General features: G+C 73.7%; 9 protein-coding genes. 8 read left to right on the forward strand and 1 reads right to left on the reverse strand.

Annotation, left to right across the window (positions count from 1 at the left end):
- The 5 genes from ABZ646_RS31630 to ABZ646_RS31650 all read left to right on the forward strand — a co-directional run.
- Nucleotides 1-729: AlkA N-terminal domain-containing protein (locus ABZ646_RS31630; protein WP_360526393.1), on the forward strand; the 729-nt coding region annotated here is incomplete at its 5' end.
- Nucleotides 729-1,223 carry a methylated-DNA--[protein]-cysteine S-methyltransferase gene (locus ABZ646_RS31635; protein ID WP_360526396.1) on the forward strand — a complete coding sequence of 165 codons (495 nt, stop codon included), beginning with the start codon at nt 729-731 and terminating at the stop codon, nt 1,221-1,223. The genes ABZ646_RS31630 and ABZ646_RS31635, both read left to right, overlap by 1 nt.
- A 254-nt stretch (nt 1,224-1,477) precedes the next feature.
- Entirely contained in the window at nt 1,478-2,659 is a 1,182-nt protein-coding gene (locus tag ABZ646_RS31640) for an SGNH/GDSL hydrolase family protein (protein WP_360526399.1), read from the forward strand.
- A gap of 140 nt (nt 2,660-2,799) precedes the next feature.
- Entirely contained in the window at nt 2,800-4,383 is a 1,584-nt protein-coding gene (locus tag ABZ646_RS31645; protein ID WP_360526402.1) for a protein phosphatase 2C domain-containing protein, read from the forward strand.
- Between the two features lie 80 nt (nt 4,384-4,463).
- A complete protein-coding gene (locus ABZ646_RS31650; protein WP_360526405.1) occupies nt 4,464-6,206 on the forward strand; it encodes a pyruvate dehydrogenase in 1,743 nt (580 codons plus the stop codon).
- Nucleotides 6,207-6,215: 9 nt separating this feature from the next.
- On the opposite strand, the gene ABZ646_RS31655 is transcribed toward ABZ646_RS31650, so the two are convergent.
- Nucleotides 6,216-7,727, reverse strand: coding sequence for a helix-turn-helix domain-containing protein (locus ABZ646_RS31655; RefSeq protein ID WP_360526408.1), 1,512 nt, complete (start codon nt 7,725-7,727; stop codon nt 6,216-6,218).
- A gap of 177 nt (nt 7,728-7,904) precedes the next feature.
- On the opposite strand from ABZ646_RS31655, the gene ABZ646_RS31660 reads away from it, so the two are divergent.
- The 3 genes from ABZ646_RS31660 to ABZ646_RS31670 all read left to right on the forward strand — a co-directional run bounded on the left by ABZ646_RS31660 (nt 7,905) and on the right by ABZ646_RS31670 (nt 9,811).
- Nucleotides 7,905-8,525 carry a hypothetical protein gene (locus ABZ646_RS31660; protein WP_360526411.1) on the forward strand — a complete coding sequence of 207 codons (621 nt, stop codon included), beginning with the start codon at nt 7,905-7,907 and terminating at the stop codon, nt 8,523-8,525.
- Between the two features lie 67 nt (nt 8,526-8,592).
- A complete protein-coding gene (locus ABZ646_RS31665; RefSeq protein ID WP_360526414.1) occupies nt 8,593-9,054 on the forward strand; it encodes a hypothetical protein in 462 nt (153 codons plus the stop codon).
- 307 nt (nt 9,055-9,361) lie between these two features.
- Nucleotides 9,362-9,811 carry an ATP-binding protein gene (locus ABZ646_RS31670; protein WP_360526416.1) on the forward strand — a complete coding sequence of 150 codons (450 nt, stop codon included), beginning with the start codon at nt 9,362-9,364 and terminating at the stop codon, nt 9,809-9,811.
- Nucleotides 9,812-9,879 lie beyond the last annotated feature (68 nt).

Consider the following 9,879-nt stretch of genomic DNA (forward strand, 5'->3'; position numbering starts at 1 on the left):
GTACCCGGCGTGGAGGAGGTCACCGGCACCCCGGGCACGCGCACCTACCGCCGTACCCTGCGACTGCCCTACGGCCATGCGGTCGTCGCCGTCGAGGAACGGACCGGCGGCAGGGCCGCGGCGACCGGTGCCCACCCCGGCGGCTGGCTCGACGCCCGGCTCCGCCTCACCGACCCCCGGGACCTGACCACCGCCGTACAGCGGCTGCGCCGGCTGTTCGATCTCGACGCCGATCCGTACGCCGTCGACGAGCGGCTGGCCGCCGACCCACGGCTCGCTCCGCTGGTCGCCGCCCGGCCCGGGCTGCGGTCACCAGGCGCCGCGGACCCGGCCGAGGCCGCCCTGCGGACCCTGGTCGCGCCCGCCGCCGCGGAACGACTGGTCCAGCGGTACGGCAAGACGCTGGACGCCCCCTCCGGGAGCCTCACCCACCTCTTCCCGGACCCCGCCGTGCTCGCCGAGGCCGAGCCGGCCGGTGCGCTCGGCACGCTCGCCGCCGCGCTCGCGGACGGCACTGTACGGCTCGACCCGGGCGCCGACCGGGACGCCACGGAGGCGGCGCTGCGGGCCCTGCCCGGCATCGGTCCTGCGGTCGTCGCCGCGATCCGCGTCCGCGCGCTCGGTGACCCGGACGTCACCCCGCCGGACCTGGACGTACCGGACGGGTGGCGGCCGTGGCGGTCGTACGCCGTCCGGCACCTGCTCGCACAAGGAGAGTCGAGGAACTGATGGGCGGCACCTACTGGACCCGGATCGCTTCGCCCGTCGGCGAGCTGCTGCTGACCGCCGACGCGGACGGGGCGTTGACCTCCCTGTCCGTGCCCGGGCAGAAGGGCGGCCGGAGCGTCGAACCGGGATGGCTGGCGGATCCCGGCCCCTTCACGGCGGCCGGGGAACAGCTCGCCGCCTACTTCGCCGGTGAACTCAAGGAATTCCACCTGGAGTTGCGGGCGCGTGGCACCGATTTCCGGGAGCGGGTGTGGGCGGCGCTCGACGACGTCCCCTACGGGGCGACGACGACGTACGGGGAGATCGCCGCGCGGGTCGGCGCGGCCAGGATGGCGGTCCGGGCGGTCGGCGGCGCGATCGGGGCCAACCCGCTGCTGATCGTGCGGCCCTGCCACCGGGTGATCGGGGCGAACGGCTCGATGACCGGGTACGCGGGGGGACTTGACCGCAAGGTGCGGCTGCTCACGCTGGAGGGGGCGGTGGCGGCCGGGTAGGGGCGGGGCCGGGGGACCCTCGCCGCGGCCGCTTCGCCGGGCAACACCCCGTCAGGGGCGCGCGGCTGTACCGGTCCGCGGCTCCGCCGCGTGGGGTGTGACAGGCGTGACTGACCGTGGGCAGGACGACCGCCGACGGCCGTCGCCGCCTCACACTCCGCCAACCGGGTGCACCCACGGTCGAGTTGCCGCCCGGTCCACGCTCCGTGTGTCACCTTCCCCTCCAGTGGACCTTCGGAAGGGCGGACGTGCGGATGGGCAAGGTCGGTCGGGTCCTCGCGGCGGCGCTGCTGGCGGTGCTGGGCACGGCGGCGCGGGCCGGCGCCGATCCCGCGCCCTCGCTCTGGACCGGGAGCTGGGAGGCCGCGCCCTCCGGTACCGTCCCGGCCGTGCCCGGCGCCGCGTTCCGCAACGTCGTCCACCTCAGCGTCGGGGGCGCGGCCGTACGTGTCCGGATCAGCAACCGGCTCGGCAGCGCACCCCTGCGGCTCGGCGCGGTCACCGTCGCCCGGCGGCAGGGCACGGGGCCGGACGCCGTACCCGGGTCGATGCGCGTCGCCACCTTCGACGGCGCCGGTACCGCCGTCGTACCCGCCGGGCAGGACCTGGTCAGTGATCCGGTGCCCCTCGCGGTGCCGGCCGGTGCGGATCTGCTGGTCAGCGTCGAGACCCCGGGGAACTCCGGGCCCGCCACGTACCACCGGGTCGCCCTCCAGACCGGCTACATCGCCGTGCAGGGGGCCGGGCGGGCCGCCGACGAGGACGGCGACGGCTACACCCGCACCACCGGGAACTGGTACTACGTCACCGGGGTCGACGTCCGCGGGGTGACCCTCGGCAGTGTGGCCGCCCTCGGCGACTCCCTCACCGACGGCAACGGGTCCGGCTTCGGCGCCAACCACCGCTGGCCCGACCGGCTCGCCGAGCGGCTGCGGCCCTACCGGATCGGCGTCCTCAACGCCGGGATCTCCGGGAACCGGCTGCTCACCGACAGCACCGGCGGTCCCGCGGCCCTGCGCCGCCTGGACGCGGACGCGCTGGCCCGCGCCGGGGTCAGGACCCTGGTCGTCCTCGAAGGCATCAACGACATCAAGGGCACCCCGGCGGCCACCGATCCCGCCGACTTCGTGCGCGCCTACCGGACCATCGTCGCCCGCGCCCACGCGCGGGGGATCCGGGTGGTGGGCGCGACCCTCACGCCGTACGCCGGGTACGGGGAGTACACCGGGGCGGGGGAGTCGGTACGGCAGCGGGTCAACTCGCTGATCCGCAGCGGGCAGGTCTTCGACGCGTACGTCGACTTCGACGCCGTCGTACGTGATCCGCAGCGGCCCGCACGCATCCGGCCGGCCTACGACCCCGGCGACCACCTGCACTTCAACGACGCCGGAATGCGCGCCCTGGCGGACGCCGTACCGCTCGTCGACCTGCTCTGAGTCTCCCGCGTGTCCGGGACTCCCTTTTCCCGCACGCGTGTTCAGGATGTCCCTCGACACGCCGTTCGAGATCGGGCCGGGTGCGGGATTTTTCCGGATGCCCCGTTTTCATCGGGGCCGTGCGGTGGACAATTGGGGGCATGAGCCAGCCAGGGGGTAGGCCCACCCGTCACGAGGACGACTGGTGGGGGCAGTTGTACGACGACTTCACGGAGGACACCGGACCCACGGCCGCACCCGACTCCCTGGACGACCGCTTCGACTCGGCGAAGAAGACGGTGGGAGGACGAGGGGGCGGCGGCGCGGCTCCGGACCTGCCCGGCCCGCCTCCGCCGACCGTGCCGCCCCAGCGCGGGGCCGCACCCGAGACGCCCACGCGACGTCCGCCGGCTCCTGACGCGCCCGACCGGCCTGCGCCCGACCGTCCTGTGGCCGCCCCTGATGGGCGCGGCGCCGACGGGGGCCTGCCGGCCGCTCCGGCACCCTGGCCGTGGGACGAGGAGGACCAGGATCCGCTGGACGCGGACGACGACACCCCGCCCTCCACCCCGTTCCCACCAGGAACCGCCCCGGCCGACCCACCGCCCCCGCCCCGGGCTCAGCCGCCCATCCGCCCTTCAGAGCCGCCCTACTCGGCGCCTTACGCCGCGGCTGCCCCGTCGCCGATCACCCCGGACGATTCGCGGGCCGCGGCACCGGCTTCGCCGCCCGCTGTCCCCGCCCCGTCGTCACCCCTCGCCGCCCCCGCCCCTGCCTCCTCCGTCGAGTACGTCGGTTCCGGGCCGCCCACCTATGACGCGGAGCCCACCGCGATGCCCGTCGCCGATCCGGACGGCCTCGGCGATCTGGTGGCCGACACCGTGCTGGACGGTGCCCGGTACGGCGCCTCCACGCTGCGGGCCGTCTCCCAGCGCGGTGACTCCGCCCGGTACCGGGGCGAGCCGCGCCGCGACGCCCTGCTCACCGCCCGGTTCGGGTCCGGCGACCAGGCCCTGATCCTCGTCGCGATGGCCACCGGCGCCCGGGCCACCCCCGGCGCGCACCGGGCCGCCGCCCAGGTGTGCGAGCTGATCGCCCGGGCGGTGGGCCGCAGCCACCAGCGGCTCACCGAGGACATCCAGGCCGCCCGCCGCGGCGACCTCAAGTCCGGACTGCACCGGCTCACCGACCGCAGCCTCGGCAGACTCCGCGCCAGCGCCGCCGAACAGGGCGTCGCCGCCGAGGAGTACGCGGCCAGCCTGCGCTGCCTGCTCATCCCCGGCCACCCCCAGTGCCGTACCCGCGTCTTCTTCGGCGTCGGCGACGGCGGGCTGTTCCGGCTCCGGGACGGCGAGTGGCAGGACATCGAACCGCGGACCGACGCCGACGCCCCCGGCGAGCCCGTACTCGGCTTCGGCTCGCCGCCCTCCGAGACCCCCGCGGGCGACCGGCTCACCATGGACCTCGGCATCCCCACCCCGCCGAGCCCCTACGAACCGGCCCCCGAGCCGCCCCGCGACCCCTTCCTCTTCCGGGCCTCGGTAGCCCGCCCGGGTGACGCCCTCGTGATGTGCACGGGCGGCCTCGCGGAGCCGCTGCGCGGGGAGCCCGCCCTCTGCGCCTACCTGGCCCGACGCTGGTCCGGTCGCACCCCGCCGGGCCTCGCCGCGTTCCTCGCGGACGCCCAGGTGCGGGTCAAGGGCTACGCCGACGACCGTACGGCGGCGGCCGTCTGGGAGGCGTGAGCGCGGCCGTTGTGGATACATGGAAGGGCATCGCCGGGGGAGTACCGGAGATCCGCGGAGCCGAAGGGTGCCCGACCGCCATGGCCAAGCAGAACGTCGCCGAGCAGTTCGTCGACATCCTCGTCCGCGCCGGGGTGCGCCGCCTCTACGGCGTCGTCGGCGACAGCCTCAACCCGGTCGTCGACGCCGTCCGGCGCAACTCCGCCATCGACTGGATCCACGTCCGCCACGAGGAGACCGCCGCCTTCGCGGCCGGCGCCGAGGCCCAGATCACCGGCACCCTCGCGGCCTGCGCCGGCTCCTGCGGCCCCGGCAACCTGCACCTCATCAACGGACTGTACGACGCGCACCGTTCGATGGCCCCGGTGCTCGCCCTCGCCTCCCACATCCCGTCCAGCGAGATCGGCCTCGGCTACTTCCAGGAGACCCACCCCGACCGGCTCTTCCAGGAGTGCAGCCACTACAGCGAGCTGATCTCCAGCCCGAAGCAGATGCCCCGGCTGCTCCAGACCGCCATCCAGCACGCGGTCGGCCGCAGCGGGGTGAGCGTGGTGAGCCTGCCCGGTGACATCGCCGACCAGCCCGCCCCGGAGCAGTCCGCCTCGGCCGCCCTCGTCACCTCGCGGCCCACCGTCCGGCCCGGCGACGACGAACTGGACGAGCTGGTCCGGATGATCGACGCGGCGGACAAGGTCACCCTGTTCTGCGGCAGCGGCACGGCGGGCGCGCACGCGGAGGTCATGGAACTCGCGGAGAAGCTCAAGTCCCCGGTGGGCCACGCCCTGCGCGGCAAGGAGCACATCCAGTACGACAACCCGTACGACGTCGGCATGAGCGGGCTGCTCGGCTACGGCGCCGCCTACGAGGCCACCCACGAGTGCGACCTGCTGATCCTGCTCGGCACCGACTTCCCCTACAACGCCTTCCTCCCCGACGACGTGCAGATCGTCCAGGTCGACGTGCGCCCCGAGGTACTGGGCCGGCGCTCCCGCCTCGACCTGGCGGTGTGGGGCGACGTACGGGAGACCCTGCGGTGTCTCGTGCCGCGCGTACGGGCCAAGGAGAACCGCCGGTTCCTCGACCGGATGCTCAAGAAGCACGCCGACGCGCTGGAGGGGGTGGTGAAGGCGTACACCAGGAAGGTCGAGAAGCACGTCCCGATCCATCCGGAGTACGTGGCCTCGGTCCTCGACGAACTCGCCGACGACGACGCGGTGTTCACCGTGGACACCGGGATGTGCAACGTCTGGGCCGCCCGTTACATCTCGCCCAACGGCCGCCGCCGTGTGATCGGTTCGTTCTCGCACGGCTCGATGGCCAACGCGCTGCCGATGGCGATCGGTGCCCAGTTCACCGACCGGCGGCGGCAGGTGGTGTCGATGTCCGGGGACGGCGGATTCAGCATGCTGATGGGCGACTTCCTGACCCTGGTCCAGTACGACCTGCCGGTCAAGGTCGTCCTCTTCAACAACTCCTCGCTCAGCATGGTCGAGTTGGAGATGCTGGTCGCGGGCCTGCCCGCGCACGGCACCCACAACATCAACCCCGACTTCGCCGCCGTCGCCCAGGCCTGCGGCGCCTACGGGGTGCGGGTGGAGAAGCCCAGGCAGCTCGCGGGCGCCCTCAAGGACGCGTTCAAGCACAAGGGGCCGGCCCTGGTCGACGTCGTCACCGACCCCAACGCGCTCTCCATCCCGCCGAAGATCAGGGCCGACATGGTCACCGGCTTCGCGCTCTCCGCGTCCAAGATGGTCCTGGACGGAGGCGTGGGCCGGATGGTCCAGATGGCCCGCTCCAACCTCCGCAACGTGCCGCGGCCGTAGGCCCGTGACTCAGTCGCCGGTCGGCACCCACTGGCGGACCCCGTCCACGAAGCCGTACCAGTAGTGCGGCAGGCCCTTGATGGAGCTGGTGCGGAACGGCTGCCCGTGGTCGTCGACCCGGACCGTGCCCGAGCGGCCCTGTGAGGACCAGTCGAGTTCGAGGTACCAGCGGCAGTCGCAGCCGACGGTGCTCGCCTGCACCCGCAGCACCTCCGGGTCGGTGACGGAGACCCGGTAGGGCAGGTGCATGGTGGAGACGGTCTTCCCGTCCGGGCCCTCGCCGGCCACGGGCCGGGCGATCGGGCGGTCCTTGTCCAGGTTCACGTCGAAGTAGCGCGGGGTGAGGCCGCCGCCGCAGCCGTCGGCCATGGAGTAGGCGATGCCGGGGGCGGGTGCCGTCCGGCCGACGACCCGTACCCGCAGGCCTTCCAGGACCACGGCCGTCGACGAGCGGCCCTGCACCGAGACCTCCACGATGGTGTCGCCGCCGTGCACCGCGTTCTGGGTGGCCGCCCAGGTGCCGGCGTCCTGCGGGGCGGGCGGCGGCGGGACCTGCGCCGGTTGCTTGTCGATGACGTAGTCGTGGTCGCAGCCCAGCTCCCACAGCTGGGAGTTCGCGGTCCAGGTGAGCGGGACGCCGGTCGCGCCGCTCGGAGCGGAGGGTGTGGTTCCGCCCGAGGCGGACGGGGAGGGCCGTGCGCCGCCCGGCGTGCGGGACGGCGACGCAGCGGCGGCGGACGTGCGGCCGGGGGACGGACCGGCGGACGCGCTGGCCTCGGGGCGCCCGGTCTCGCCGGCGGAGGTCGTGGGGGCGGCGGAACCGGGGTGCCGGGCGGCGGCGTCGGCGGGCGGCCGGTCGTCCGGGAGCGCGGCCAGCGTGCCCACCGTCGACAACAGGACGGTCGCCACGGCGGCGGCGACCAGGGTGCGACGCCGCCGGTACCAGCGCCGCGAACCGCCGGCCGCCCCCTCGACACCTCCCACAACCACCGGCACCGCCCCGGACCCCGGCTCGGTCTCCGCCAAGGGGGCCGCCGCCCCGCCTTCCGCTGAGGGGCCCGCTGCGGCCTCCGGCGGGCGCTTCGCTGTTGTCTCCGTCCCGAGTTCGGTTCCCGGGGCAGTCTTCGGCTCCGCCGGGGATCCGGCCGCCGGTCCTGGCCCGGCCTCCGGGCGCGCTCGCCGGGCGGGTGCCGCGGGCGGATGTTCGTCGGCCGTGCCGCGCGGGCGCTGGCGGGCCGTCACCGCTCGCAGCCAGCGTTCGTGGAGTTCGAGGCGTTCCCGGGGTGTCGCTCCGCAGAATGCCGCCAACCGCTCCACCGGGGCGAAGTCCAGCGGCACCGCCTCGCCCGCGCAGTAGCGGTGCAGGGTGGAGGTGTTCATGTCCAGCCTGCGGGCCAGCGAGCCGTAGCTCCGGTTCGTACGGCCCTTCAACTGCCGCAGCAGCGCCGCGAACTCCCCGACGTCGTCCACATCCTCGCGCACGGGCACCTTCCCCCGGTCATCGCCATCCCAGGCACTCATGTACCTGCACGTCAACAGGGCTGGGATGGTTCCAGGGCGGGGAAACGGGCGCCCGCCGTTGCGGTCGCCGCCCGGGACGGCCGATGCTCTTGGTGTCGCACCGAGCAGGGCCGGACCGACCAGTCGGCCGCGTCGGCGACAGCCCATACCCATGCACCGACCCACGGGGGATCACCCATGCCCAAGCGCACCCGAGCAGGCGCGCTCACCGCACTCGCCGGCGCCGCACTCGCCGTCGGCACCGCGCTCGCCGCTCCCGCGGCGGCCGCACCCAAGGCGCCCGGCTTCCTCACGGCGGCCGACCTGCCGGCGCGGGCCGGCACGTCCTGGACGGCCGGCAAGGTCACCGCCGGCATTCCGGAGGAGGTCAAGGAGGACATCTGCATCGGCGTCGGGCTCGGCGGCGGCCAGGACTCCTGGTACCGGAAGTTCCGGACCGACCTCGACACGAGCGCCCGTCAGGTCAGCGCCGAACTGCCCAGCGTCCGCCTGGCGAAGGGCCGGTTCGCGAAGCTCGACGAGGACATCGTGTCCTGCGCGGACCGGATCGAGATGGCGGACCCGCAGATGAGTGCCACGTTCCAGGACCACGGCACCCTGCCGGTCGGGGACGGCGCCCATGTCTACGCCCTGCGCACCATCACCGCCTGGGGCACCAGTGACATCCGGCTGATCGCCATCGGCCGGGAGGGGCGCACCGTCACCGTCGTGGACTGGGGACAGCTCGGCGGCTTCGTGGACGCGCCGGTGAAGGCGTTCAAGAAGACCACCACCACGGCCGTGCACAAGCTCCACTGACCCACGGCCAACCCCAGAAAACAGAAGACCCAGAAGACCCAGAAGACCCAGAAAACGGGGAACAGACATGAGCAGCAAGACCCGCGCCGTCCTCACCGCCGGCGTCCTCGCCGTGGCCCTCGGCCTCGGCGCCACCGCCCAGGCCTCGGCCGGCGCCCCGCGCAGCGTGAGCGGCAACCCGTCCGACAACATCACCCGCATCTCCGACTTCTACGGCGCCTACATCGACGCCGAGAGCGACCTGGACGGCAGCGGCAAGCTGCCCACCGCGCTGCGGGCCTACTACATCGCCCCGACCTACCTGAAGAAGCTGCGGGCCTGGGAGGAGCGCGAGCACGCGGACGGGGTGCTGCGCGCCCAGAACACCCCGCTCAAGTGGAAGGTCACGGAGACCGGCACCAGGAAGTACACGGAGGCCGTCATCACGCTCACCTGGAGCCGCAACACCACCACGAAGCTGGTCGTCGACATGACCCGCGACACCCACAAGATCGTCAACATCGGCACCAAGGGCCTCGGGAACAAGTAGGCGGAAGGTCAGGTTTCGGCCAGGTTCTCCGGTGCCGTGGACCGCGTGAATCAGCTCGTGGGGTTGTGCGAGGGGCTGATTCACGCCGGGTCCACGGCACCGTTGGCGCGTACGGGACGGTCCTGGCGGCGGCGTACGCGCGGGGGCTGATCCGGGACATGGCCGAACACCCGGTCGTCATCGACGTGACATGACTGGCGCGTGCCCGAGCGGGCATGGATCCCCGTGAACCTGTTCGATCAGGAGGGGAACCGGAAACAGCGTGCGGGCGGGGGTCATGAACAGTCAGGCACGAGGGGGTGGTCCCGTGGCCATCGGGGCCTCCTCGGCGCAGACGGCGGGGGAAGAGACCGACACGACGGAACGGGGACACCCGTCGCAGCTCAGGCGGCGGCTGGGACGGTCGGACCTGCGGGCGGTGCCCGAGGCACGCAGGGAACTGAGGGAACTGCTGCGGCACTGGGGGCGGCCCGGCCGCTCCGAGATCGCCGAACTGCTCACCAGCGAACTGGTCACCAACGCGCTCGTCCACACCGACCGTGAGGCGGTGCTGACGGCCGTCGTGGAGCCGGGCCAGCTACGGGTGGAGGTCCGGGACTTCGTGGCCCGCAGGCCCCGGGTGTGTGCCCCGGACACCGGGGACGGCACCCACGGCCGGGGCATGGTGCTGGTGGACTCCCTCGCGGACGCGTGGGGCGTGCAGGCGCACGAGGTCGGCAAGTCGGTGTGGTTCGAACTGGACGCCGAGGCCGCTTAGCGGCGCCACGACAGACGGGACGGGGGCGTGACCTTGAAGGTCACGCCCCCGTCAGAACGGAAGAGCGG

This window comes from Streptomyces sp. NPDC007162 (genome assembly GCF_040634175.1).
GTDB lineage: Bacteria > Actinomycetota > Actinomycetes > Streptomycetales > Streptomycetaceae > Streptomyces.

Bases quoted from the DNA above. Each gene is read 5' to 3' on its own strand.
- ABZ646_RS31640 (WP_360526399.1), top strand. From the start codon at position 1,478: ATGGGCAAGGTCGGTCGGGTCCTCGCGGCGGCGCTGCTGGCGGTGCTG.
- ABZ646_RS31660 (WP_360526411.1), top strand. From the start codon at position 7,905: ATGCCCAAGCGCACCCGAGCAGGCGCGCTCACCGCACTCGCCGGCGCC.
- ABZ646_RS31650 (WP_360526405.1), top strand. From the start codon at position 4,464: ATGGCCAAGCAGAACGTCGCCGAGCAGTTCGTCGACATCCTCGTCCGC.
- ABZ646_RS31635 (WP_360526396.1), top strand. From the start codon at position 729: ATGGGCGGCACCTACTGGACCCGGATCGCTTCGCCCGTCGGCGAGCTG.
- ABZ646_RS31665 (WP_360526414.1), top strand. From the start codon at position 8,593: ATGAGCAGCAAGACCCGCGCCGTCCTCACCGCCGGCGTCCTCGCCGTG.
- ABZ646_RS31645 (WP_360526402.1), top strand. From the start codon at position 2,800: ATGAGCCAGCCAGGGGGTAGGCCCACCCGTCACGAGGACGACTGGTGG.
- ABZ646_RS31655 (WP_360526408.1), bottom strand. From the start codon at position 7,727: ATGAGTGCCTGGGATGGCGATGACCGGGGGAAGGTGCCCGTGCGCGAG.